The sequence below is a fragment of the Pseudomonas sp. 3296 genome, assembly GCF_031456615.1.
Classification (GTDB): Bacteria; Pseudomonadota; Gammaproteobacteria; order Pseudomonadales; family Pseudomonadaceae; genus Aquipseudomonas; species Aquipseudomonas mucoides.
In genome coordinates this window covers 168,910-192,448 of sequence record NZ_JAVDUY010000001.1, presented here as the reverse complement: position 1 = coordinate 192,448, position 23,539 = coordinate 168,910, and the positions used below count along the sequence as shown (strand labels likewise).

Sequence of the window (23,539 nt, the reverse complement as noted above, 5' to 3'; positions counted from 1 at the left end):
CAATCCTTTCAACGATTCTGTTCGGGGTTCCACTGGGCGTACCGTTGGCCGCGCAGGAACTGCCACAGGCCGATGCTCATACCGGCCAGCGTCACCAGCAGGTACGCGGCGAGGCGAAAGGGCTTGGGCAAGCGGTGTTGCGAATCCAGCAGACCGGCGATGGCAATGGCATAACCGATCAGTTGCGCGATCAGACTCAGGCGATAAAAACCGTGGTCGTCCCATAGCCAGAAATTGCTCAGCAGCAACGGCAACAACAGGATCGGTGCCAGACGCCGGATCAGCTTGTGGCTGATCAAGGCAATCGAATACAGGCCATGCTTGAGCGGATTGAGCAGCTCGCTGCGCTGCGCCAGGCTTTGCAGGCCGCCGACGGTGACACGCTGGCGGCGACGGAATTGCTTGTCGGCCTCATCGACGCCCTGGTCGATCACTTGCGCCTCCGGCACATAGACGATGCGTTTGAACGCGACCGGCGCGCAGGTACTGATGAAGAAGTCGTCGTTGACCTCCGCCGGCACGTTCTGGAACAGCTCGCGACGCAAAGCCAGCAACGCGCCGTCAGCGGAAACCATGCACCCGGTGCGATTCTCGACCCGGCGCAGCCAGCCTTCGTAATGCCGATACAGGCTGTCGCCGACGCTCAGGCCACCGCCCGTCACGGGGATCACCATGTGCCCGGCACAGGCGCCGACCTGCGGATCGCTCAACGGCGCGAGCAAATGGCCGAGGGTGTCGCGCGACCATTGGTTGTCGGCGTCGGTGAACACCAGAATGTCGCCGTTGCTCAGCGCCACGCCGGCATTCAGGGTCGCGGCTTTGCCCTGGCGCGGCAGGTCGAGCACGGTGATGCGCGGGTCAATCACATTGCGCGCGCAGGCCACGGTGTCATCGGTCGAACCGTCGCTGGCCAGAATGATCTGCAGCGAGGCCGGCTGATAATCCTGGGCGAGCAGGGTGCGCAACTTGTGTTCGATGTGCCGCGCTTCGTTATGCGCGGCAATCACTACGCTCACGCTCATCGGCTCCGGCGCGCCATGACGCCGCGCCGCGAACATGGGCGACAGCAGCGTCAGCAACAAGGGATAACCGAGGTAGGCGTAAACCGGGAGCAGCAGGCACAACCAGAAAATGAATTCAGCCACGGGCGGGCCTCCTGGCATTCCAATGACACAGGCTGAGAACGAGCGCTGCTCCGGCCAGGTGCAGGCGCACCCAGTGCAGGCCCCAGAGTTGCAGGGTCAGGCCGACGTCGCGGTGTTTGCGGCTCTGGCGCAGGCTCATGATCAGCGCCGGCACGGTGGTGATGCCCACCATGACCGCGGCGTGATGCGGGAAGCCGTCGCACAGGGCAGAGATCGCCAGCAAATCGAGGAACCAGGCCCCCAGCGACAACAGCGGAAAGCGCAGCAGTCGCAGGCTCGCGCCATGGGTGCGAAGCAGTTGCACGTGGCTGCTCTGGCGCCACATTTCCTTGCCCATCCATTCGCGCCAATTCATTTCATAACCCCAATGCAGGGCCACGCATTCATTGACCGCGAGGATCCGCGCGCCGGCCTCGTGCAAGCGCAGGGTGAAATCCTTGTCCTCGCCGGTGCGCAGGCTTTCGCTGAAGCCATCGACCTTGTCGAACCAGCTGCGACGCATCAACAGGTTGGAACTGGGCAGCCAATCCACCTTGCGCAGGCTCTGCGTCGCAGGGCGCAATGTCCGACGTTGCCAGGCCGTGGCGTACCACGGTGCTGCGGCCGGGGTGTGCAAATCCAGGCCGAACACATCGGCCTGCCCCTTGCTTTCCAGAGCGATGAGTTTTGTCAGCCAGTCTTCGGGCATCTCCACGTCGGCGTCGATAAACGCCAGCCACTCACCGGTGGCGATGGCTGTGCCGCGATTGCGCAGGGCGCCGATCAGGATTCCTGGCTGCATCAGCACCTGCGCACCGAACTGCCGGGCAATCTGTGGGCCTTCATCCTGCGAGCCGTTGTCGACCACGATCAGCTCGCAATCGAGGCCGGCCGCGTGGGCGGCTTTTTGCGCTGCGAGCAAGGTGCGGGCGATGTGGCGCGCTTCGTTGTACATCGGAATCACAATGCTGATTCGGCTCATGCCTTGGCCTCCCGTGGCGGGCTTTCTTCGGCTTTCACACGCAGTACGCTGGTCAGGGCGAGCATGATCCACACGTACTTCTGGTTCGGCGCACTGAGGAACATCAGGAACAGGGTCAACGACAGAAAACTCATTGCCAGGTGCGTCATCAAGTCCGCTTGCTCCCGGTTGGCTCGCTGCATCCAGATGCGCCGGGCGCGGATCAGGTTGTACAAGCCGAGGGCGAGCATGCCGACGAACAACAGGCCGGCGGGAATCCCCAGTTCACTGAAGATTTCCAGGTAGGTGTTGTGGGCGCGGCGGTACAGGTCGCCGATTTTGCGGTTGGCCGAAAACGCCTTGGCGTAACCGGTGGTGGCGTAGTGCAGCGGGAAGGTGCCGGGGCCGGAGCCGAGCAGCGGGTTCTCGCGGATCATCGCGCTGCCGACCACGATGTACGAGGCACGGCGGCCGAGGGATTCGTCCTGACTCTTGGCCCCTGCGCTCAAGATACTCAGGGACTGGATGCGGGCGACGTAACCGGCGGGCATCGCATAAATGGCCAGGGGAATCACGATCACCACGGCGAGCATGGCAAACCCCAGGTGCCGTGGGCGGATACGCGTCAACTCGGTGCGGTAGTGCCAGGCTCCAATCATCAGGCTGAGAAACAACACCACCAGCCCGGAGCGCGATTCGGTCTTGGTCATGCCACCGAGCAACAGCAGGCAGCAACCGCCCCAGACCAGACGATGTAACAGGTTCGGGCTGCGGATCACCAGCCACAGGCCGAGCGGCACGGCGAAGGCGATCAGCATGGCGAAGGCGTTCGGGTCTTCGAGCAACCCGGCGGCGCGTCCCTGGTCCTGATATTTGCTGGAGAACATCGCCAGCACGCAGGTCATCGTGACACTGGCGGTGACCAGTTTGGCGAACAGGTCCAGGTTCAATTCGCGGCCAATCAGCAGGGTAATTACAAACAGGATCAGGCCGACACTCAACTCGCGCAGATGCCCCAACGACATGCCCATGTCATCGGTGTTGAGCAGGCTGAGCAGGTACAGCACCAGAAACCAGATCAGGTAGCGCCAGGTATTACTGCGCAAGCGCTCGGAAGGAATCTGCCGCAGGGCCAGTTGCAGCATCAGGATCACCGCCAGCGAAGCCCCGAGGAACTTGGTGCCCGACAGCGAACTGTCCTTGAAGAACCCTTCGAACGGCACCAGCGCCGCGATGCCGATCAGACCCCACGTGGGTTTGCGGTACAGCAATGCAACACCGACCAGACCCAGCACCGCTCCCGGCGCCAGAAAAGGATAAGGACTGGCCAGCAAACCGAGGCAGACCAGGCCGAGCAGACTGACGATCGAGAGCGGAAATATCACGCGCGTGCCTCCCGTGCAGTACGGATATAAAGCTGCGACCAGCGTTCGGCCAGGGCCTTGAGGTCGTAACGATCCAGTTGGGTACGTTTTGCGTTGTCGATCAATTGCGCAACCAGTGCCGGTTCCATCAGCAAGGTGTCGATCTGGCGGGCGAGGGCGGCACTGTCGGCGGGGGTTGCCAGCAAGCCGTTGTGCCGGTCTTGCAGCACATCGGGAATACCGCCGACGCCAAACGCCACCACCGGCACGCCGGCCTGCATCGCTTCAAGCAGAATCATCGGCGTGCCTTCGGTGCGCGAGCTGATCACCAGCGCATCGAGTTGGCGCCACCACCGCCCCATGTCGGTCTGATAACCCGGCAAGGTGATGCGCGTTTGCAAACCGGCGGTGTTGATCCGTGCCAGCAGCGTTTCCCGTTCCGGACCGTCGCCGAGCATCACGGCGTCCAGTTGCGGGTGTTGCTGACACAACGGGATCAGCGCGTCGAGAAACAGGTCCGGGCCTTTTTCACTGCTCAGGCGCCCGACGTATCCGGCCAGCCAACGCTGACGATCAGTGTTGGGCGACAACAACGTGGCAGCGGCGGGCAAACCATTGGGAATCACCTGCAACTTGTCGGCCCGCACACTGGCCTGTCGGCACAGCGTGGCGATGCTTTCGGCGACGCAAACCACGCGATTCACCGAAGCCGTGCGGCACAGTTGCAGGCTCAGCCAGGTGTAGAACTTCTGCTTGCGGCTGCGCGGGGTGAACCCGTGCTGGGTGATCACCAGCGGCACACGCAACAACGTCGCGCCGACCCAGCCAAACAACAGGCCTTTGAAATTGTGCGTATTGATCAGCGGTTTTTCCCCACGGCGCTGACGTAAATGCGCGAGCAACTCCCCCAGCCCGGCGCAACCACGGCAATCCACCCCGGCCTCGCGAAACCGGGCGATCAATGCTGGCGGCGCATCGAGAAACAGCACCTGGTGCTGCCCCGGCGTCGCCAGGCAGTGGTCGAGCAGCATCCGCTCAGCCCCATAGAACCCACCGCTGCTGAGCAAATGAATGATCGGCAGGGCGGTGGCAGGGTTGAGCGGCGCGTTCAATTGCGCACCCAATGCACGAGGCGTGGCACGGACCAGTTCTTGTGTGGGTTGATCGGCTCCACGCTTTGATCGTTGATCACCAACAGCACCGGCAAGCCCAGTTCGTGGGTGATTTGCGCAGGCGCCTTGAAGCGGTGATCGAAGAACTCACGCACGTAGACCAGGGCAATCGCCAGCAGCAGGCCGGTGAGCAAGCCGAACGGGATGATCAGGAACGGCTTGGGAAACGCCGCTTCGGTCGGTTCGTATGGTGGGCTCAGGACACGGGCGTTGGACAGGTCGTTGTCCAGCGAACGAGCGGTGCTGCTTTCGGCAAAGCGTTGGGCGTAGGTCGAGAACGCGGCGTGCAAGGCATCGATCTCGGTGTCCATCTGCCGCAGTTTGCTCTGGGTTTCCTGCAACTGGTGGATGCGGTTCTTGAACTCGGCAATGCGCGCGGTCTTCTGGTCGATCACCGAGCTGACAATTGCCAGGTCGTTGGTGCGTTCCTGAATCCGGTTGCTCACCACTTTCAAAAACTGCTGCCGGGTGCGACTGATCTGCTCACGGGTCAGCAGCATCGGTTCACTGTTGGGCTGGAAGATCGCCAGGTCGTTCATGTAGCGGCTGACCTGATTGGTCAGTGCCTCACCCATTTGTTTGATCTCGCGATCTTCAAACGCCACGTTATCCACGGTAGTGGTGAAGGTGTAGGGGAAGGTGTAGTCGTTGAGCTTGTTATTGCTGGCGGCGGCCAGGCTGGTTTTCAGATAGTCGAGCCAGCGTTGGCTTTGCAGGCGGCGGTCCTGATACAGGTTGAGCGCTTGCTCCTCGGTGTTGATCGCATTGAGGCGGAAGGTGATTTCTTCCTTCGGATCGGACGAGCCGACGCCTTCGAGCAACGCCAGTCGGGTGCCTTCCAGGCCATCAAGGCGCACCTGATATTGGTGCTTCTTGGTTTCGTAGAAGGTTTGTGGCAGGTCGATCGATTGCAGTTCCTGACGGCTGGCCAGGTAGTTTTGCAGCAAGGCCGCGACAAACTGCGTGCCTTGATGCGGATCACCGAAGCTGTAGATGATCGAGATCACGTTGGACCCCGGCAGGGTTTCAATCTTCAGTTTGTCGATGGCTTCCTGGGTCAACGTATCCAGCGTGGTGTCGCGCACCGGATCGGTTTCCATGCCCAACGCGGTTTTCACCGGGTTGATCACGTACTCACGCAGTGGCGAGGTGATGAAGCGTTTGATCGGTTGCAGCACCAGTGTATTGAACACGCCGGGGGCCGGGGTGTACTCGCCCTTGTCGCGCAACTCGCTGATGGTCTGCCGGATCAGGGCCGGGGAGCGCAGGATATTGCTCTCGGTTTCCATGTCCGCCAGCGAGGGTGGAATGAAGGTGGCGTTGTCCACGGTCAGTGACGTGGTGGCGTCACCCTGGGAGAGTTTTTTCGACTGCACGATGACTTGCGCGGTGATGTCGAAGCTCTGTTTGAGCACCAGCGGCAAGACCAGGGCGATCACTGCAAAGACCAGGAATACGCGCTTCACCAACTGCTTGTTGGCGAAGAAGATCCTGAAGAACTCGTGCAGGTAGTTTTCCTTTGGATTCATGTCAGGTCACCTGAGAGTCAGTTGTTGTTATTGCTGTCTTTGTTGTCGACGCGGTAGCCGAAGCTGAAGCCCACACCCTGGAACAACACGACGTCTGCCAGTTGCCGCGCGAGCTCACCGGCGCTGGCCAGTTTGGTCTTGGGCACGTACAGCATGTCGTCGGGTTGCAGGTAGGCGATTTGCGAGGCGTCGCCGGCCAGGGCTTTTTCCACGTCATAACGCACGGCCTTAACCTGATTGCCGTTGCGGCGCATGATCACCACCGAATCGAGCTGCGCCTTGGCATTGCTGCCACGCGCCAGGGTCAGCGCTTCAAGCACCGAGACCGGCCGGCGAATCGGGTAGGAACCCGGTTGGCCGACTTCGCCCAGCACATAGATTTCGTTGCCGGCGGTGGACTTGAGCAGCACGTCGACGGTCATCCGTCCTGGCAGATCGGCGTAGCGTTTGTTGAGAAAGGTTTCCAGTTGATTGACGGTCATGCCTTGCAGTGGCACGGCGCCGATTTCCGGGAAGCTGGCATAACCGTCGGTGCCCACGGTGATCTCCCGGCTCATGCCGGTCGCGGGGTGGTTCAGGGCACTTTTGAGGTTGGATTCGTTGCTCAGCGGGCTGATCACTTGCACGGTCAACTGGTTGCGGTTGGGCTGGAACAACTGTTTGCGCTGATAGGCCCGCTGGATTTCCTCACGCGCCTGCTCGCTCGACAGCCCGGCGATCTTCACCGAGGTGTTGGCGCCTGGCAGTTCGATGGTGCCGTCAGGCAACACCAGTTGATTGCCGTTGAGCTGGCTGGCGGCGGTGAAGTTCAGGCCGATCTGGTCACCGGACTGGATGCGGTAGGCGTCCGAGCCGCTGGTGCTGATGTGGAAGATCACGTCCAGCACGTCCTGTGGCCGCAAGGTCTGTTCGACCTTGGGCATGTCGGTGGCCTGGGCGTTGGCCGGAGAGGCCGTGAGGATCTGTACCGGCATTTGGGTTTCGGTCGAATTGCTGGTGCAACCTGCAAGCGGCAGCAACAGCAGGACAAGCATTCTGGCGTTCATGGCGTCATCCTTTTCTGGGTGCTTACAGGTTTTTGTACAGCCATTTCGGCATGTAGTACTTGCGACGGTTGAACACGCTGCCGACCATTTTCGCGCCGGCCTGGGTCAGGCGCTGGACCGCGGCTTGTGCCACTTCCCAGCGGGTGTCTTCCGCGCGCACGACCATGATCACGCCGTCCACCTGCGTGCTGATGACCAGGGTGTCGGCGGCCGAATACACCGCGTCGGCGTCGATCACCACAAAGCGATACTGGCTGCCGAGCTGATCGAGCAACGGGCTCATGCTTTCGGCAGTCAGGTGTTCATTGCCGCGGGCATAACGGCCGTTGGGCAAAATGTCGAAGGGCAGGCTGGCGACGTTCACCACACAGTCCTGCAGCATCGGCGGGCTCTGGTTGTTGAACATCAAGTCGCGAAAGCCGCGTTCCTTGGTCAACCCCAGTTGCTGGGTGAGGTTGTTCGAGGACTGGCTGGCGTCGACCAGCAGCACTTGGCCGCTGCTCATCTGGGCCAGTTGACTGGCCAGTGCCAGCGCGCTGGTGGTGGTGCCCGCACCGGGGTTGGCGGCGGTCAGCAGTAGGATCCGCAGATCTTGATCCAGCACGGTCGAAGTCAGGTTGGACTCGCTCGGGTTGGCGATGCTCAGGCTTTTGGTTGATGAACCGTCCATTTAACTCGCTCCGTGGCCGCTGAATACTTTGAAGGGGGTTTTCAACAGGATCTTCAGATCAAGCAAGAGGCTCTGCTCGGCGATATAGCTGAGATCCAACTCAACGCGCTGGTCGAAGTCGATATTGCTGCGCCCGGAGATCTGCCACAGGCCGGTCATGCCGGGGTAGATGCTCAGGCGTGCAAGGTGGTTATCCTTGTAGCGGTAGGCGTTGAACGAAGTAGGCCGTGGGCCCACCAGGCGCATGTCGCCAGTTACTACATTGAACAGGTTCGGCAGTTCATCCAGGCTGCTGCGCCGCAGGAAACCGCCGATGCCGGTGATGCGCGGGTCCTTGTCGATCTTGAAGTCGATGGCGTCGGCGCCGTGTTTGTTCAGGTGCCGCAGGGACTCCTTGAGCTCCTCGGCGTTGGCCACCATGGTGCGGAATTTGTACATGCCGAAGGCACGACCGCGGTAGCCGGTGCGTTTCTGCACGAACATCACCGGCCCCGGGCTGCTCAACTTGATCGCCAGCGCCAGGCCCAGCAGCACCGGCGAAATCAACACCAGAATCATCAACGCACCGAGGCAGGCGACCACCCGGTTGGTGCGTGACAACGTCCAGGGTCGACCGCCGTCACGGCCAGTCATCCAGCCACGCCCCTGCATGTGAATCGCGGCATCCATGCGAATCCGGTGCTCGGGATCGAGGCGTTTGTCCCTGCGCATTTGTTTGAGGGGCACACCTTTTTCATGTCCAGTCATAGAGTCCTCCGCTGAAATTCAGCCGCAAGCGGCGCGTGGGCGATAGGCAGTTGGTAGTAATCGCGGAACCAGGCGATGAAACGCCCGAGTCCTTCATCCAGCTCGATACAAGGCTGAAATCCGGTAGCCCGCGCCAGGTCAGTGGCGTCGGCGCAGGTATTGAGGACGTCGCCCGGCTGCAAAGGCAGCAACTCGACGATGGCCTGTTGTCCAAGGTGTTTTTCCAGCAGCGCCAGGTAGTCCTTGAGTTCCACCGGGTGCTGGCCGCCAATGTTGTAAATGCGCCACGGTGCCATGCTGCTGGCCGGGTCCGGTTGCTCGCGGTCCCATTCAGCGTTGGCCTGCGGTGGGCGATCGATCAGACGGGCGATGCTTTCGATGATGTCGTCGATGTAAGTGAAGTCGCGCTGATGCTGGCCGTAGTTGAACAGCTTCAGCGGCTGGCCCTCGGCGATGGCGCGGGCGAACTGGATCGGCGACATGTCGGGCCGGCCCCATGGCCCGTACACCGTGAAAAACCGCAGCCCGGTGCAGGCAATGCCAAACAGGTGGCTGTAGCTGTGGGCCATCAGTTCATTGGCTTTCTTGGTCGCGGCATACAGCGAGAGCGGGTGATTGACGCCGTCCTGGACTGAGTACGGCGTGTGCTGGTTGGCGCCGTACACCGAACTGGACGAGGCGTAGATCAGGTGTTGAACCGGGTGCCGGCGGCAGCTTTCGAGAATATTGAGGAAGCCACTCAAATTGCTGTCGAGGTAGGCCCGAGGATTCTCCAGTGAGTAACGCACCCCGGCCTGGGCGGCGAGGTGGATCACGACTTCGGGTTTTTCACGGGCGAACAGGGCTTCGATGGCCGACGTATCGGCCAGGTCCACCGTTGCGAGCTGGAAATGGCCGACCTGCTCCTTCACCCAATCGACGCGATCGCGCTTGAGTTGCGGGTCGTAGTAATCGTTGAAGTTATCGAGGCCGAACACCTGGTGCCCATCGCGCAATAACCGCAACACGCAATGGGCACCAATAAAACCGGCCGCTCCGGTGACGAGGATCTTCATGGGCGCGGCGCCTCGGGTGCAATGTGTCGCAAACCGATACCGCTGTAGTGCAAGCCCGCTGCAGCGACGTGCTCCGGGTTGTACAGGTTACGACCGTCGACGATCACCCGCGAACGCAATTTGCTCGCCAGCAGGTCGAAGTCGACCACGCGGAAGTTCTTCCACTCGGTGCAGATCACCAGCGCGTCGGCATCTTCCAGGGTGTCGTCGCGGGTGGCGCACAAATGCAGGTCTTTGCGATAGCCGTAGAGACGCCGGCACTCGGACATCGCTTCCGGATCATAGGCCTGTACCGTCGCGCCTTCGGCCCACAGGGCTTCCATCAGGTAACGGCTGGGCGCTTCACGCATGTCATCGGTGTTGGGTTTGAACGCCAGGCCCCAGATCGCGATGGATTTACCGGCGAGGCCGTTCGGGAACTGTGCCTTGAGCTTGCCGAAGAGAATATGGCGCTGGGTGTCGTTGACGTCGGTGACACTGCGCAACAGGCGCAGCGGCATGCCGTTTTGTTCGGCCGTGTGCAGCAGGGCGCGCAGGTCTTTGGGGAAGCACGAGCCACCGAAGCCGCAGCCTGGGTAGATAAAGTGGTAACCGATGCGCGGGTCGGAACCGATGCCCCGGCGCACCGCTTCGATGTCAGCCCCCAGCAGTTCGGTGAGGTTGGCCAGTTCATTCATGAAACTGATGCGCGTGGCGAGCATGGCGTTGGCGGCGTACTTGGTCAGCTCGGCGCTGCGGTTGTCCATGAACATGAGCTTTTCATGGTTGCGGCAGAACGGCGCGTAGAGTTCGCTCATCTGGCTGCGGGCTTCATCGTCGAGCGTGCCGACGATGATCCGGTCCGGGCGCATGCAGTCGGCCAGGGCGCTGCCTTCCTTGAGGAACTCCGGGTTGGACACCACCCGCACATTCAGCGCGCTCTTGCCACGGCGCTTGAGTTCTTCGTTGGCGGTGGCGGCCACCTGGTCCGCGGTACCGACCGGCACGGTGGACTTGATGATGAAGGTGCGATCGGCCTCCATATGGTTGGCGATCTGGCGAGCGACGCTCAGCACATGGCTGAGGTCGGCAGAACCGTCTTCATCGGCGGGCGTACCCACGGCGATGAAAATCAGCTCGGCGTGTTCGACCGCATCGCTGGCCTGGGTGGTAAACAGCAGCCGACCGGCCTTGATGTTCTCTTCCAGCGTGCTGGAAAGCCCCGGTTCGCTGATCGGTGGCACTGCTTGTTGCAGTTGTTTTATTTTATTTGGATCAATGTCGACACACAGGACGCGATGTCCGACATCGGCCAGTGCCGCTGCTTGTATCAGGCCAACATAGCCCGTACCAAATACGCTCACGTCCATATTGGCGTGCCTCGTAAGACGGTTGAGATAACGAAAATAAGACTGTCAAAAGGGGTATAGCCCAGCGTTGGGAAAGCGTGTCAGCAAAATGACATTCTCTTGTGGTAGCCAAACCCCCATTTTGGGGGCCAAATGCCATCAAGTGCTTGTCGGTGCTGGATTTGTCGCGGTTTTGAGGGGTTTTTAAGGACCTGAAGAAAACGATGGACGGTCTAGTGCCTTGAAAGTCCGGGGAATTTTCCCCGCAAGTGTGTCAGATTTGAGTCAACGTTTTTTTGACGCTTTGTGTAAAAGTCCGACAATTCTTGCGCTTTGATGGCCCGGTGCTAGTGTCAAAAAATGGCCGACAATCTATTGGCCAAAAGCCCTTCATGAGTACCTAAAGAGAATGATTCGATATCTCAAAGAAGTACTGTTAGTTCTCTATTTAGTTAAGAACTACGACTATTACCTCGAACGTTTAAGTGCGATGGGCATCGGTTTTCCGGTGCTTCTTTTTGGCGGCATGTTTATCGCGCTGACGGTGGCGCTGTTTATGACGGCGTACATCCGGCAGACGCTGGTCCGCCATCTGTTCGCCCTGGTGATGTTCGTGTCGGCGGTGTTTTTCGATGTCTATACGCGGGTCACGGCCGATTACCTGACCTACAGCAGCTTCGTGTCGCTGGTGTATTCGGGCGGCTTCATCCAGGAAGCGATCTACCAGTACCGTGATGCAATCATCAGTGGCCTGCTCGGCGGCATGCTGCTGTTGTTCGGCATCGGCCTCAAACCGCGTCGGCGCATGCCGTTACCCGGTGCATTGATGGTGGCAGCGCCGGTGCTGGGGGTGCTGCTGCTGAGCGCGGTGTTGTTCGTGCGGGCCGGCGAGGGCGCCCGGGGGTTGCCGATCATGTACACGCCGCTGGCCTACCTGAACCTGTTTGCCTATGAAGCCCTGCACAACACCGTCGGCCCGCGTGAGCCGGTGAGCCTGGCGCGCAACGATCAACCGGTGGGTCACGACATCGTGTTGATCATCGACGAGAGCATTTCCGGCAATTACCTGGACATCAACGCGCCGTTCGGTGTGCACAGCAACCTCAAGGAGCCGCGCGCGGGTGTCGATATTTTCAACTACGGGTATGCCGCCTCGATTGCCAACTGCAGCGCCGACACCAACGTCACGTTGCGCTACGGCGGCACTCGCGCCGACTACATGCGCATCAACACGACGATGCCGTCGATCTGGCAGTACGCCAGGAAGGCCGGCCTGCGCACCGTTTACATCGATGCCCAGCGTACCGGCGGTAATTTGCAGAACCTGATGAACGACGCCGAGAAAAAGGACATCGACGAGTTCGTGCAATTCGACCAGACCAGCGTGCGTGATCGCGACATGGCGGCGGCGGCCAAACTGGTTGACCTGCTCAATGACGGCAAGCCGGAATTGGTGGTGATCAACAAGGTCGGCGCGCATTTTCCGGTTCACGATAAATACCCGGACGGGTTCATGGCGTACCGTCCGACCTTGCCGCGCGGGCAGTTTGTCGAAGTGGCCGATACCGGAAAGCGTGACGGGTTTAACGGTCAGCCGGATGATTGGCTGCTGTACCGCAATGCCTACAAGAACACCTTGCTGTGGAACGTCGGGGAGTTTTTCTCACGGGTGTTCGCCCAGGCTGACTTGAGCAATGCGCTGTTGATCTACACCTCGGACCACGGGCAGGACCTGCATGAGCGGGGCAATCCGGGGCTCAATACCCATTGCGGCGGTGACCCGGTGGAGGAAGAGGGATTGGTGCCGCTGGTGGTGATTCAGGGCAGCAGGTTGAAAACCCTGGACTGGTCTGCGCAATTGGCCGCGAACAAGGATCGCTCCAGTCACTACAACATCTTCCCGACGCTGTTGCAGTTGATGGGGTATGACCTGGCGGGGGTTGAGGCGCTTTACGGAAAACCGTTGAGCGTGTCGACGGCTGATGAATTTACGTTCAACTACCGGTTCAATGCGCGGCTGGGGGCGAAGCCGGAGTGGAAGCATATTGATTTGAAGAGCATTGTGACGCCGTCGCAGGCGCCGACGGGTGTGGCGGTGGGGCAGTAAGTTTTGTTGTTGTCTGGGCGGGCCTCATCGCGAGCAGGCTCACTCCTACAGGGGGGGGGTGAACGCCACAAATCCAATGTAGGAGTGAGCCTGCTCGCGAAGGCGTCGCCCCATTCAATGCAAATCCGAAGGCTGCGCCCACCGCGTCCGATACACCCCCGGCGCACACCCCAACCAGCGCAAACATGCGCGGTTGAAGCTCTGCACATCGCCGTACCCCAGCCGATCCGAAATCTCCACCAATTCCAGCTCCGCTGCCTGCAACAAATCTTCCGCCCGGCAGCGACGGTACTCATCAAGCAACTCCGAAAAACTCCAGCCCAACGCTTTCAGACGACGTGCTGCGGTGCGTTCCAGCAAGTGATGGTCGGCACAAAACCGTTGCCAGTTGGCGCTGGCAAGGTCGGCGATCAAATGGTCGCTGACTTGCTCCAGCAACGTCGGCTCACTGTTGCGCCGGGTCTGTTCGAGCAAGTCCACCAGCGTCTGCTCCAGTTCATGGTTGCCTGGTGTCAGCGCGGTCACGAACAGCTGCGGGTCCAGGCGAATCGAATGATGCGCCTGTGCCCATTGCACCGGAGCGCGGAACGCTTGTTCGTGAGCGTGCGGATTGGCGGTCTTTGGCCAGGCGAGACCAACGCCTAAAACCGGGTCACGCTCCAGTCCGCTGGCGAGAAACTTTCGGCGCAGCATGCTGCACAGACTGACGAGGATGTAATCGGTGGTCGGCGCACCGGCTTTCAGGCTGCCGCAGTCGAGCAAGCGTAACTCGATGCCTGTTTCATCGCGCATGATCTGCGCCTGGAAATGCCCATTGAAGAACGGGAAAAACCGCTCGAAATACACGCAGGCACTTTCCAGCGACGCCGCTACGTCGAACAGGTAGGTCAGGCCATTGGTGGCGGTGGAAACGAAACGTCGACCCGCCGCCAGACCCACCAGCGGGTCGCCGCTCTGCTCCAGGGCAAAGGCCCAGAAGCGCCGCGAGAGCAGCAGCGGGATGCGCATGAACGGCGTGCGTAATTCGAACAGGCTGCGGCGAAACAACTTTTCGATGGTTTCCCGGGAAATGCCTCGGGCCAATAATTCTTCGATGGCTGGCAGCAAGGTCGGCGCATAAAACGCATTGGGTGTTGGTTGATGGCGCAGTGGCTGATCGCTTTTTGTCATGTAGGGCTCACAGCGTGTTCCTGGACTCTGGTTAGGCTGCTCGACGTTAAGCGATTTGCCGGAGCAAGACCATGCTTGATTTACGCCAGCTCGACCTGAACCTGCTGCTCGCCTTCGATGCCATTTACCAGCAACGCAGCGTAACCCGCGCCGCTGAAGTGATGTGCCTGTCGCAACCGGCCATGAGCAATGCCCTGCGCCGCCTGCGTGAATTGTGCGGCGATCCGCTGTTCATCAAGAGTCGTCTCGGCGTGACCCCGACGCTGGTCGCGCACCGACTCGCGGATTTTGTGCGCGCAGCCCTGGAGTCATTGCGCGACGGGTTACGGATGATTCCGGCGGCGCGGCAGAACAATCCGTTGCTGCGCATCAGTTGCCTGGATTGCCTGCAACCGGTGCTGCTCGATGCCTTGCTCGAATCACCCCAGGCCGACTGGCAGGTGCGCTACTTCCAGCCGCGCCGTCGCGACGCCCTGCAGGAACTGGCCAGCGGCAAACTCGACATCCTTATCGACATCGACCAACCGCTGGCCGGGCTCGCCGGTTTGCACAAGCAGGTGTTGCCATCCGACCATTATGTGTTTGCCTACGGCGCCGCGCTCAAGGACCCGCCGCGGACTCTGCCAGCCTATCTGGAGCAACCGCAGATTCAGATCTCCAGCCGCCGCGATGGCCTCAGCCCGGTGGACCTGCACCTCGGTTTGAAAAGCCTGCGCCGAACGATCGCGGTGAACACGCAAAGCACCCTGGCCGCGAAGCTGATCGCCGATCGGCAACCCTTCGGCATGAGCCTGCCGAGCCGTGTTGCCACGGCGCTGGGGTTGCAGCAAGTGCCGCTGCCGCTGGATGAACCGGTGGAGCTGAAACTGGCGCTGTACATCGAGGGCCGTTATCGCTTTGAACGCAGCCGGGAGGAGGCGATGCATTGCCTGCTGCGCGCGCTGGGTGAACCGCGAGCGATGCTGGCGTTTGCGCGCCGTGCCTGACTCAAAAACACCACAGAACCTCTGTAGGAGTGAGCCTGCTCGCGATATCGGTGTATCAGTTAACGATGATGTTGAATGTGATGGCCTCATCGCGAGCAGGCTCACTCCTACAGGTTATGCGGTGTCCACCGCAAGCAACCGCTGATCCACCGCGAGAATCGCTTCCACCATCGCCTGCGCCGCTGGCGTCAGGGAATGACCCGGTCGGCTGACGATGCCGTAGTGCAATTGCAGGCCAGGGTCGTCGCGGGGGATGTCGGCAAAATCGAGCAAGTGGATGTGCCCCTGAGCGGCCAGTTCGGCGAGGGCTTCCATGGTCGCGATGCCGACGGCGTCGGAATGCATGACCACCCGGCGAATCGCATCGAATTGCGCGCATTCGACGCTGGGGTTGAAGTCCGGCTCGCCTTGCACGTCGGCGAGGATCTTGCGGATCATCGGCGGAATCCGTGTGCCGACCACGGCGTAGTCAAGCAGGGCACGGAGCGACAGGTTTTCACGTGCGGCCAACGGGTGACCGGTGCGACAGAAAAAGCGCCCGCGCCGGGGGCGCAGCGGTTGCACCTGATACTGCGGATCGCCGGTGAAGTATCGGGCATCAGCCACCAGAAATTCGATCTGCTGCTCGCGCAGCCACAGCGCCAGTTGCTCCCAGTCGCCCAGGTGGAAACTGGTACGAATCGCCGGGTGCGCCTGGATGAATTCGGCCAGCGCTTCGGGCACCAACAGTTGCGCTGGGTAAGGGCCGCTGCCGAAGTGCAGTTCGCCACCGGTCAGGCCGTTGTATTGCGTCAGTTCGTTGTGTAACGCCTGGCTGCCGGCGAGCAGGCGCCGGGCATGTTGCAGCACCAGTTCACCCTGGCCGGTCAGGCGAAACTCGCGGCTGCTGCGCTCCACCAACGCGCAATCGAGGTCCCTTTCCAGGGTCTGGATGCTGCGACTGAACGCCGGTTGACTGAGATTGATCGCTTCGGCGGCGCGACCAAAACTGCGGTAGTCGGCGAGGGCCACGAGGTGGCGAAGCTGGCGTAAGTCCATTATGCGTCTCCTGCATTCTGTGAATACTTTTAATGCATTTGATCGATATCACGACCGCTGGCATAACTACAACCCTGTTTACTCGTCGTAGCGTGTCATGCCTGATCAATCGTTCGCTTCCAGCGCCTTCACCCGCACCATTCTCAGTCACGCCCAGCAATCCGGCCTGTGCCCGGACCAATTGCTGGAGCGGGCCGGTATCAGCCAGTCGTGGCTTGACGAGCAGGGGCTGCACATCCCGGCGCACCTGGTCGAAAAGCTGTGGGGCGAGTGCGAGCGTCAGGGCGCGGGCGCGACATTTGGGTGCGATCTGGTTAACGGAATGGCGACCACTTGCTTGCAGGGTTTGAACATTTTGCTGGACTCCGCCGCGACCCTGCGCGACAGCCTTGCCTGTTTCACCGGGTACCTGCCGCGCGTCACCAACTACGTGATCGCCGAGCTGGAGGAGGCTGGCGGGCAGGCCCGCTTGCACCTGCGCGGGACCGACCTTCCGCCGCACTTCTTTGGTCTGGATGCGGCGACTTTGAGCCTGGTGCGTAACATCGCCCGACGGCTAGGACGAGCGCCGGGGGAAGTGTTTGTCGACGTATGCCTGACCCCTCAACAAGCCGCCGGCGAGTGGTTGCGCAGTGTCGGCATCAACGTGCAAGAAGGGCCGCATCTGTGCCTGACATTGCCGTTGGCTTGCCTCGATGAACCATTGCTGGGGGCCAATCCGTTCCTGCATCAAAGCATGCTGCGCACCTGGCAAACCACAGTGGCGCAGACCACCCGCAGCGACAGCCTGGACATGGCGCGGCACTGGCTGACGTCCGGCGATCAACCCATCGAACGCATCGCCGAACGCCTCGGTTACCGCCAGCCGAGCAACTTCATCCGGGCCTTTCGCAAACAGTTCGGCATCACCCCCAAACAGTTTCGGCTCTCCTTGTAACCACACCGGAAACCTTGTAGCAGGGGATGTGGTCGTGATGATTACTTTTTGTCGGCCATCGCTTGCGTGTCGGGATTGATTGTTGGGCACCGTGTCCGGGCTGAGTAATCCTGACCGGAGCCTAATAATGATAAGAAAAAGCTCGGCCACAGCCGGAGTCCGTCCCCGACTTCACCGGCTTGGCCACCCCCGCCCGCAACCGCTTGCGCTGGCGATTCTTGCTGTCTTGACCGGGCCCGCGCAGGCCACTGCTTTTGACATCAACGAAGACTGGAGCCTGTCGACCAAAACCACGCTGACCCTGGGCAGCAGTTGGTCGACGCAGAATCCCGACCATAGCCTGATGACCCGCGCCAACGCGTTACAAGCCCAAGGCGTGCACGCCAACGGCACCAGCGTCAGCGCCGACGACAACCGGCTGAATTTCGAGAAGGGCGATCCCATCTCGCAGAACTTCAAGGGCCTCACCGATTTCAGTCTCGATGGCCAGGGGCAGGGCGCGTTCATTCGCTTCAAATACTGGTACGACCACGCCTACGAAACCCGTAACGGCCGCTTCAAGGATTTCGACGATTCGGGCTGGGACGACCTGTCGAAGTTCCAGGGCTTCAAGACGCTCGACGCCTACGTCTGGAAGGATTTCCAGGTGGCCGATCGGCCGTTGAACCTGAAGGTCGGCAACCAGGTGTTGTCATGGGGCGAATCGTTGTTGATCCAGAACGGCATCAACGTGATCAACCCGCTGGACATCTCGGCGTTCAACCGCCCGGGTGTGGAGATCAAGGAAGGCCAGTTGCCGGTGGAGATGGTTTCCTTCAGCTTCGGCCTGACCGATAGCCTCAACCTCGAAGGTTTCTATCAGTACAACTGGCGCGAAAGCGTACTCGATGGATGCGGCACATTCTTCGCCAGCAGCGACGCCATCCAGAAAGGCTGCGGGCCGCTGTATCTGAGCCAGGTGCAAACTGATCAACAGATGCAGGCCGCGGGGTTGTACGCCACTTCGCGAGGTAATGAGTCGCCGTCGGACAACGGCCAGTTCGGCTTCGCCTTGCGCAACATCATCCATTCGCTGAACGATGCCGAAGCGGCGATCTACTACATCAACTATCACTCGCGCCTGCCGTATTTCACCCTCAACGCGAAGAACACCAGCCTGCCCGGGACTTTCCCCGGTGGCGTCCAGGCGCCGAGTTATGCGGCGGCGTTTCCGGAAAACATTCACCTGTATGGCATCAGCCTGAACGGTGTCGAACCCAACAGCGGCATCTCCCTGGCCGGTGAGTTGAGCTATCGGCCGAACATGCCTCTGGCGATCAATGCGCCGGACATCAACGTGGCGGTGATCTCCGGGGCGGGCGGCAGTTCGTGGGTCCAGTTACCGCCAGGGTTCAATACCAATGGCGGCAGCACCTACGACGGCTGGGTGCGCAAAGGTGTCTGGCAAGCGACCGGCTCGGCCACCCAGGCCTTCGACAACGTGCTGGGCGCCACGCGCCTGAGCCTGTTCGGCGAGGCTGGCGTGGTGCACATCGACGACCTCGGCGATGAGCGTCTGGGCCGCAACGCCGCGTTTGGCCGCAGTGCACCGCGCAACGGCACGCTGTGCAACACCGTGGCCTCGGGCGTGACCAATCAGTACTGCACCGACAAAGGTTTCGCCACCGAGTGGTCGTGGGGTTACCGCCTGCGCGCCAGCCTCGAATACAGCGACGTGCTGCCCGGCATCAACCTGATTCCAGCGGTCAACTGGCGGCATGACGTCTCAGGTTATTCCTACGATCCCCAAGGGCCGTTCCAGGAAGGCCAGCAAGCGTTGGGCGTGAGCCTGACCGGCGTCTATATGAACGATTACAGCGTGGAACTGGCCTACAACGCCTTCTTCGGTTCCAACGACTACAGCACCCTCGATGACCGCGATTTCGCATCCGTCAGCTTCAAGGCAGACTTCTAAGGAGAACCGTTATGCGTATGCAATTATGCGTGCTGGCGCTGGCCTGCACCGTCGGCCTGGCCCAGGCCAAAGGCACCGATTCCGCCGCGCTGGGCAAAACCCTGACCCCCATGGGTTCGGAAATGGCAGGCAACGCCGACGGTAGCATTCCGGCCTGGACCGGCGGCCTGGCGAGCAACGCCGGCACCGTCGACAGCAAGGGCGGCTACAGTGACCCGTATGCGGCCGAGAAGCCGTTGTTCACCATCGATTCGAAGAATGTCGCGCAGTATCAGAAGTTCCTCAGTCCCGGTCAGATCGCGTTGTTCAAGCGCTTTCCCGACAGCTACAAGATGAACATCTACCCGACGCACCGCAGCGCCAACCTGCCCAAGGACATCCTGGCGCAGAGCCGCGACAACGTGGCTAAAACCAGCATGGCCGATGGCGGTAATGGCTTGCACGATTACGCGCGCGGCATTCCGTTTCCGCTGCCCACCGAAGGCCTGGAGGTGATGTGGAACCACATGACCCGCTATCGCGGCGGCAGTTATGAGCGCATCAGCAGCTCGGCGCTGGTGCGTGAAAACGGTGCCACCAGTTACGTGCGCAACCAGTCGCTGATCAACTTCGCCGACACCGTGGGCGGGCTGGAGCAGGGTGCCAACATTCTGTTCATGTTCAAGAGTCGCGTGCTGGAACCGGCACGTTTGTCCGGAGAAGCGGTGCTGGTGCACGAGCCGATCGACCAGGTCGCCGAGCCGCGTTCGGCGTGGCAATACCTGCCGGGCCAACGCCGGGTGCGTCGCGCGCCGATGATCGCCTATGACAACAGCGCCCGTTACAGCAATGGCCTGATCACCGCCGACAACATCGACGGCTACAACGGTGCGCCGGATCGTTTTGACTGGAAGTTGATCGGCAAACAGGAACTGTTCATCCCGTACAACAGCTACAAAATCGGCAGCCACAGCCTCAAGTACGACGAAGTGATCAAGCCCAATCACGTCAATCAGGACCTGGCGCGCTACGAGAAGCACCGGGTGTGGGTGGTAGAAGCCACGCTCAAGCCGAGCGCCCGGCACATCTACGCCAAACGCCGGTTCTATGTGGACGAGGACAGCTGGCAGATCGCGCAGTCGGACCAGTACGACAGCCGCGGCGAACTGTGGCGCAGCGGTGAGCTGCATGCGATTCAGCAGTACGACCACGGCTTCACCTACAACGTGCTGGAAACCTCGTATGACCTGATTTCCGGCCGCTACTACGCCGGTGGCCTGGCCAACGAAGAGACCGAACCGATGCGGGTCGGGTTCGCAGCCAAGACCGATGACTACACCCCCTCGGACCTGCGGCGTTGGGCGAAGTAATCAGGCGTCCCCGCAAGTTCATTGTGGGCGCGCGCCTGCTCGCGAAAGCGGTGTGTCAGTCAACACATTCATCGGCTGACGCCCCCTCATCGCGAGCAGGCTCGCTCCTACAAGGGAACAACGTTGTTTTGAAAATCTATCAGGAGATCTGCCGTGCGTTATTGGATATCCGCTCTGGCCCTGGGCGTCAGCCTGGGCAACGTTCATGCTGCCACCCTCGATTCACCTCAGGCCAAGGCGCTGGCGCAAGAGGCGTATGTCTTCGCCTACGCCACCGTCGAGCACGACAAAGTGCTCACTGCCATCGCCGCGAAGTTGCCATTCAACCGGCTCTACAGCGAGCCGCGATTGCTCGGCCCGCAGGACAACAAAGTGGTATCGCCCAACAACGACACTTTCTATTCCCGCGCCTTGCTCGACTTGCGCGGCGAACCCATGGTGCTGGACGTGCCAGCCGTGGAAGGGCGCTACTACAGTTTTCAACTGGTCGACATGCGCACCGACAACCTCGACTACATCGGCACCCGTGCCACCGGCAGCAAAGCGGGGCGCTTCCTGATCGCCGGGCCGGATTGGCAAGGTGAGATGCCGAAGGGATTCAGCGGCGTGATTCGCTCGCCGAGTCGCCTGGTATTCCTGCTCGGCCGCACCGAAGTCAAAGGTGAAGCCGATCAGCAAGACGCCGCAAACGTGTTGATGGGCTACGCGCTGCAACCTTTGTCCAAAGTGATCGCAAGCGCAGCCCCCGACGCGTTGCCACCGCTGCAATTGCCCGCCTATCAAGACACCAAACACGGCCCGGCCCAAGCGCTGTTCAGCACGTTCAATAACCTGGCGCCGCTGCACGAATGGACGCCGGCGGAACGCGCGAAACTTGAGCGATTCGCCGCCATCGGGGTGGAACCCGGCGCCGCATTCGAACCGCCAGCGGATTTAAGCGAAGCGATTGCCCAAGGTGCCGAGGCCGGCCGCGAACAGGTCCGTACGGCGTCGAGCCAGGTCTCGGTGGAGCAGCAAGGCTGGTTTCGTTCACCGACCAACGTCGGCAAGTTCGGCGATGACGACCTGACCCGTGCGGCGGTCGCCTGGCGCTACATTTACGCCAACGACCCGGTGGAAGCGGTGTACCCAATGGCGTTGCACGATGCCCAGGGCCAGACGCTGGATGGCACCAAAGCTTATCGTCTGCATTTTCCCGCCGGGCAATTACCGCCGGTGAATGCCTTCTGGTCATTGACCCTGTACGACGGCAAAACCCAATTGCTCGCGGCCAATCCGATTCAGCGTTATGCCCTTGGCGACCGCAGCCCCGATCTGCATTACGACGCTGATGGCGGGCTGACGCTGACCTTGCAATCCGCCGCGCCTACGCAACAACAAGGCAACTGGCTGCCGACACCCCAAGGCCCGTTCAATCTGTTGCTGCGTCTGTATCTGCCTAAGGCCGGCGCTTTGGATGGCAGCTATCAGTTGCCGACGATTGCGAGGGTTGAGCCATGAACCTGATCTTCAGCCGTCGTCGAGTGCTGGGCAGCATGGGTGTTCTGGGAGCCAGTCTGATGTTGCCGCGCTGGTTGTTGGCCGCAGAATCCGATGACCTTCGAGCCATCGCGCAGGAGGCATGGATCTACGCCTATCCGATGCTCATGCACTACCAGACCCTGGAAAAACAGCTGCTCAATCCCGCTGCACCGGAATACGTCGGCGGCTTCAATCGCTTCCGTCACTACAGCGAGCTGTACACCCCGAAGAACCGCGAAATCGTCACGCCGAACAACGACACACCGTACTCCTGGGCCTGGCTCGACCTGCGCAGCGAACCGCAAGTGTTGAGCGTGCCGGCGGTTGATGACGACCGTTATTACGTGCACCAATTGGTGGATCAATACACGCACAATTTCGCTTACGTTGGTGTGCTAAGCACCGGGCGCGAAGCGGGGGATTACCTGATCGCCGGGCCTGATTGGCAAGGTTCGACACCGCCTGGCATCAAAGCCGTGCTGCGCAGCGAGACCGAAATTGTCATGGTGCTCGGGCGCACCGGCCTGAAAAACGCCGATGACCTGCCGGCAGTTCGCGCGTTGCAGCAGCAATACCGTTTGCGTCCGTTGCATGAGTACACCGCCAGTCCGGCGCCGCTCGCGGCGCCCGCAATCGATTGGCCCGCGTGGGACAGCAAGACCGGATTGGGGCCCTCGTTCATCGCGGCGCTCAATCAGATCCTCACACTTTGCCCGACCCAACCCTCCGAGCAGGCCTTGCGCGCACGCTTCGCCCGCATCGGCATTGTGCCGGGTCAGGGTTTCGATGCCGCCGCGTTGCCGATGGAAACCCGGCAGGCGTTGATCGCCGGCATCGCCAATGCTCAGGTGCAACTGCAAACAGCGGTGAGCCAGGTGCGCACCACGCTGGGCCTGTTTGGCACCCGCGAAGCGCTGCACGGCAACTACCTGAATCGAGCGGTCGCCGCGAACGTCGGCATCTACGGCAACAGCGTCGAAGAGGCGTTCTACACCGGCAGCCGCCAGGACAATCAGGGACAGTCATTACAGGGCGGGCGGCGTTATCGCCTGCGGTTTGCGCCGGGGCAACTGCCGCCCGCCAGTGAGTTCTGGTCGTTGACGCTGTATGACTTGCCGGATCGGCAGTTGGTCGCGAATCCCATTGATCGATATTGCTTGAGCAGTCGCGATCAGTTACTGGTTGATACGGACGGTGGGGTGACGCTGGTGATGCAACCTTCGGCGCCACAACATCAGAGCAACTGGCTGCCGACGCCGGCGAGCGGGGCGTTTACGCTGGTGTTGCGGTTGTATGGGCCGGGGCGGGAAGTGATTGAGCAGCGTTGGAAGATGCCCGCGGTCGAAGTGATTCCAGTGTAATGATCGTTCCCACGCTCTGCGTGGGAATGCCTCCTGTGGCGCTTTGCGTCACGCTGTTGGGACTCGGAGCGTCCCTTGCTGCATTCCCACGCAGAGCGTGGGAACGATCATAATTGCGGT

General features: G+C 61.0%; 19 protein-coding genes. 7 read left to right on the top strand and 12 right to left on the bottom strand.

Annotated elements, in window-relative coordinates; translation table 11 throughout:
- Nucleotides 1-8: 8 nt before the first annotated feature.
- From J2X66_RS00965 to J2X66_RS00920, 10 genes are read right to left on the bottom strand one after another with little or no spacing between them, the layout of a single operon-like run.
- Nucleotides 9-1,145 carry a glycosyltransferase gene (locus J2X66_RS00965; protein ID WP_310259719.1) on the bottom strand — a complete coding sequence of 379 codons (1,137 nt, stop codon included), beginning with the start codon at nt 1,143-1,145 and terminating at the stop codon, nt 9-11.
- Nucleotides 1,138-2,106 (bottom strand): glycosyltransferase, encoded by a 969-nt coding sequence (locus tag J2X66_RS00960; protein WP_310259717.1) that lies wholly within the window; start codon nt 2,104-2,106, stop codon nt 1,138-1,140. Before J2X66_RS00960 ends, J2X66_RS00965 begins: the two co-directional genes overlap by 8 nt.
- The gene (locus J2X66_RS00955; RefSeq protein WP_310259714.1) at nt 2,103-3,470 is read right to left on the bottom strand and encodes an O-antigen ligase family protein; all 1,368 of its coding nucleotides are present in this window, start codon (nt 3,468-3,470) and stop codon (nt 2,103-2,105) included. The genes J2X66_RS00960 and J2X66_RS00955 overlap by 4 nt, the downstream gene beginning before the upstream one ends.
- Complete coding sequence (locus J2X66_RS00950; RefSeq protein WP_310259710.1) at nt 3,467-4,561, bottom strand: glycosyltransferase family 4 protein; 1,095 nt, start codon at nt 4,559-4,561, stop codon at nt 3,467-3,469. Before J2X66_RS00950 ends, J2X66_RS00955 begins: the two co-directional genes overlap by 4 nt.
- Nucleotides 4,558-6,150: a Wzz/FepE/Etk N-terminal domain-containing protein gene (locus J2X66_RS00945; RefSeq protein WP_310259707.1), complete on the bottom strand. Its 1,593-nt coding sequence runs from the start codon at nt 6,148-6,150 to the stop codon at nt 4,558-4,560. Before J2X66_RS00945 ends, J2X66_RS00950 begins: the two co-directional genes overlap by 4 nt.
- A 17-nt stretch (nt 6,151-6,167) precedes the next feature.
- Entirely contained in the window at nt 6,168-7,196 is a 1,029-nt protein-coding gene (locus tag J2X66_RS00940; protein ID WP_310259705.1) for a polysaccharide biosynthesis/export family protein, read from the bottom strand.
- A gap of 22 nt (nt 7,197-7,218) precedes the next feature.
- A complete protein-coding gene (locus J2X66_RS00935) occupies nt 7,219-7,866 on the bottom strand; it encodes a CpsD/CapB family tyrosine-protein kinase (protein WP_027921356.1) in 648 nt (215 codons plus the stop codon).
- Nucleotides 7,867-8,613 carry a sugar transferase gene (locus J2X66_RS00930; RefSeq protein WP_310259701.1) on the bottom strand — a complete coding sequence of 249 codons (747 nt, stop codon included), beginning with the start codon at nt 8,611-8,613 and terminating at the stop codon, nt 7,867-7,869. It lies immediately after the preceding gene.
- On the bottom strand, nt 8,610-9,668 hold the full coding sequence (locus tag J2X66_RS00925; protein ID WP_310259699.1) for an NAD-dependent epimerase: 1,059 nt from the start codon (nt 9,666-9,668) through the stop codon (nt 8,610-8,612). The genes J2X66_RS00930 and J2X66_RS00925 overlap by 4 nt, the downstream gene beginning before the upstream one ends.
- Nucleotides 9,665-11,017 carry a UDP-glucose/GDP-mannose dehydrogenase family protein gene (locus J2X66_RS00920; RefSeq protein ID WP_310259696.1) on the bottom strand — a complete coding sequence of 451 codons (1,353 nt, stop codon included), beginning with the start codon at nt 11,015-11,017 and terminating at the stop codon, nt 9,665-9,667. The genes J2X66_RS00925 and J2X66_RS00920 overlap by 4 nt, the downstream gene beginning before the upstream one ends.
- A gap of 388 nt (nt 11,018-11,405) precedes the next feature.
- Between J2X66_RS00920 and J2X66_RS00915 the strand changes: the two genes are divergently transcribed.
- Nucleotides 11,406-13,103 carry a sulfatase-like hydrolase/transferase gene (locus J2X66_RS00915; RefSeq protein ID WP_310259692.1) on the top strand — a complete coding sequence of 566 codons (1,698 nt, stop codon included), beginning with the start codon at nt 11,406-11,408 and terminating at the stop codon, nt 13,101-13,103.
- 114 nt (nt 13,104-13,217) lie between these two features.
- On the opposite strand, the gene J2X66_RS00910 is transcribed toward J2X66_RS00915, so the two are convergent.
- The gene (locus J2X66_RS00910) at nt 13,218-14,273 is read right to left on the bottom strand and encodes an AraC family transcriptional regulator ligand-binding domain-containing protein (protein ID WP_310259689.1); all 1,056 of its coding nucleotides are present in this window, start codon (nt 14,271-14,273) and stop codon (nt 13,218-13,220) included.
- Between the two features lie 71 nt (nt 14,274-14,344).
- Between J2X66_RS00910 and J2X66_RS00905 the strand changes: the two genes are divergently transcribed.
- Nucleotides 14,345-15,259, top strand: a complete 915-nt coding sequence (locus J2X66_RS00905; protein ID WP_310259686.1) for a LysR family transcriptional regulator — start codon at nt 14,345-14,347, stop codon at nt 15,257-15,259.
- A gap of 114 nt (nt 15,260-15,373) precedes the next feature.
- On the opposite strand, the gene J2X66_RS00900 is transcribed toward J2X66_RS00905, so the two are convergent.
- Entirely contained in the window at nt 15,374-16,297 is a 924-nt protein-coding gene (locus J2X66_RS00900; protein WP_310259683.1) for a LysR family transcriptional regulator, read from the bottom strand.
- 97 nt (nt 16,298-16,394) lie between these two features.
- Here J2X66_RS00900 and J2X66_RS00895 point away from each other — a divergent pair, with 97 nt between their 5' ends.
- The 5 genes from J2X66_RS00895 (at nt 16,395) to J2X66_RS00875 (ending at nt 23,419) form a co-directional block, all read left to right on the top strand.
- Complete coding sequence (locus J2X66_RS00895) at nt 16,395-17,234, top strand: AraC family transcriptional regulator ligand-binding domain-containing protein (RefSeq protein ID WP_310259680.1); 840 nt, start codon at nt 16,395-16,397, stop codon at nt 17,232-17,234.
- Nucleotides 17,235-17,361: 127 nt separating this feature from the next.
- Complete coding sequence (locus J2X66_RS00890; protein WP_310259677.1) at nt 17,362-19,188, top strand: DUF1302 domain-containing protein; 1,827 nt, start codon at nt 17,362-17,364, stop codon at nt 19,186-19,188.
- An 11-nt stretch (nt 19,189-19,199) separates the two neighbouring features.
- On the top strand, nt 19,200-20,537 hold the full coding sequence (locus J2X66_RS00885) for a DUF1329 domain-containing protein (protein ID WP_310259674.1): 1,338 nt from the start codon (nt 19,200-19,202) through the stop codon (nt 20,535-20,537).
- 153 nt (nt 20,538-20,690) lie between these two features.
- Nucleotides 20,691-22,037: a DUF1254 domain-containing protein gene (locus tag J2X66_RS00880; RefSeq protein WP_310259671.1), complete on the top strand. Its 1,347-nt coding sequence runs from the start codon at nt 20,691-20,693 to the stop codon at nt 22,035-22,037.
- Nucleotides 22,034-23,419 (top strand): DUF1254 domain-containing protein, encoded by a 1,386-nt coding sequence (locus J2X66_RS00875; protein WP_310259668.1) that lies wholly within the window; start codon nt 22,034-22,036, stop codon nt 23,417-23,419. The genes J2X66_RS00880 and J2X66_RS00875 overlap by 4 nt, the downstream gene beginning before the upstream one ends.
- Nucleotides 23,420-23,539 lie beyond the last annotated feature (120 nt).

Bases quoted from the DNA above. Each gene is read 5' to 3' on its own strand.
- J2X66_RS00890 (WP_310259677.1), top strand. From the start codon at position 17,362: ATGATAAGAAAAAGCTCGGCCACAGCCGGAGTCCGTCCCCGACTTCAC.
- J2X66_RS00875 (WP_310259668.1), top strand. From the start codon at position 22,034: ATGAACCTGATCTTCAGCCGTCGTCGAGTGCTGGGCAGCATGGGTGTT.
- J2X66_RS00900 (WP_310259683.1), bottom strand. From the start codon at position 16,297: ATGGACTTACGCCAGCTTCGCCACCTCGTGGCCCTCGCCGACTACCGC.
- J2X66_RS00920 (WP_310259696.1), bottom strand. From the start codon at position 11,017: ATGGACGTGAGCGTATTTGGTACGGGCTATGTTGGCCTGATACAAGCA.
- J2X66_RS00915 (WP_310259692.1), top strand. From the start codon at position 11,406: ATGATTCGATATCTCAAAGAAGTACTGTTAGTTCTCTATTTAGTTAAG.
- J2X66_RS00925 (WP_310259699.1), bottom strand. From the start codon at position 9,668: ATGAAGATCCTCGTCACCGGAGCGGCCGGTTTTATTGGTGCCCATTGC.
- J2X66_RS00930 (WP_310259701.1), bottom strand. From the start codon at position 8,613: ATGACTGGACATGAAAAAGGTGTGCCCCTCAAACAAATGCGCAGGGAC.
- J2X66_RS00910 (WP_310259689.1), bottom strand. From the start codon at position 14,273: ATGACAAAAAGCGATCAGCCACTGCGCCATCAACCAACACCCAATGCG.
- J2X66_RS00945 (WP_310259707.1), bottom strand. From the start codon at position 6,150: ATGAATCCAAAGGAAAACTACCTGCACGAGTTCTTCAGGATCTTCTTC.
- J2X66_RS00940 (WP_310259705.1), bottom strand. From the start codon at position 7,196: ATGAACGCCAGAATGCTTGTCCTGCTGTTGCTGCCGCTTGCAGGTTGC.
- J2X66_RS00905 (WP_310259686.1), top strand. From the start codon at position 14,345: ATGCTTGATTTACGCCAGCTCGACCTGAACCTGCTGCTCGCCTTCGAT.
- J2X66_RS00885 (WP_310259674.1), top strand. From the start codon at position 19,200: ATGCGTATGCAATTATGCGTGCTGGCGCTGGCCTGCACCGTCGGCCTG.
- J2X66_RS00895 (WP_310259680.1), top strand. From the start codon at position 16,395: ATGCCTGATCAATCGTTCGCTTCCAGCGCCTTCACCCGCACCATTCTC.
- J2X66_RS00935 (WP_027921356.1), bottom strand. From the start codon at position 7,866: ATGGACGGTTCATCAACCAAAAGCCTGAGCATCGCCAACCCGAGCGAG.
- J2X66_RS00960 (WP_310259717.1), bottom strand. From the start codon at position 2,106: ATGAGCCGAATCAGCATTGTGATTCCGATGTACAACGAAGCGCGCCAC.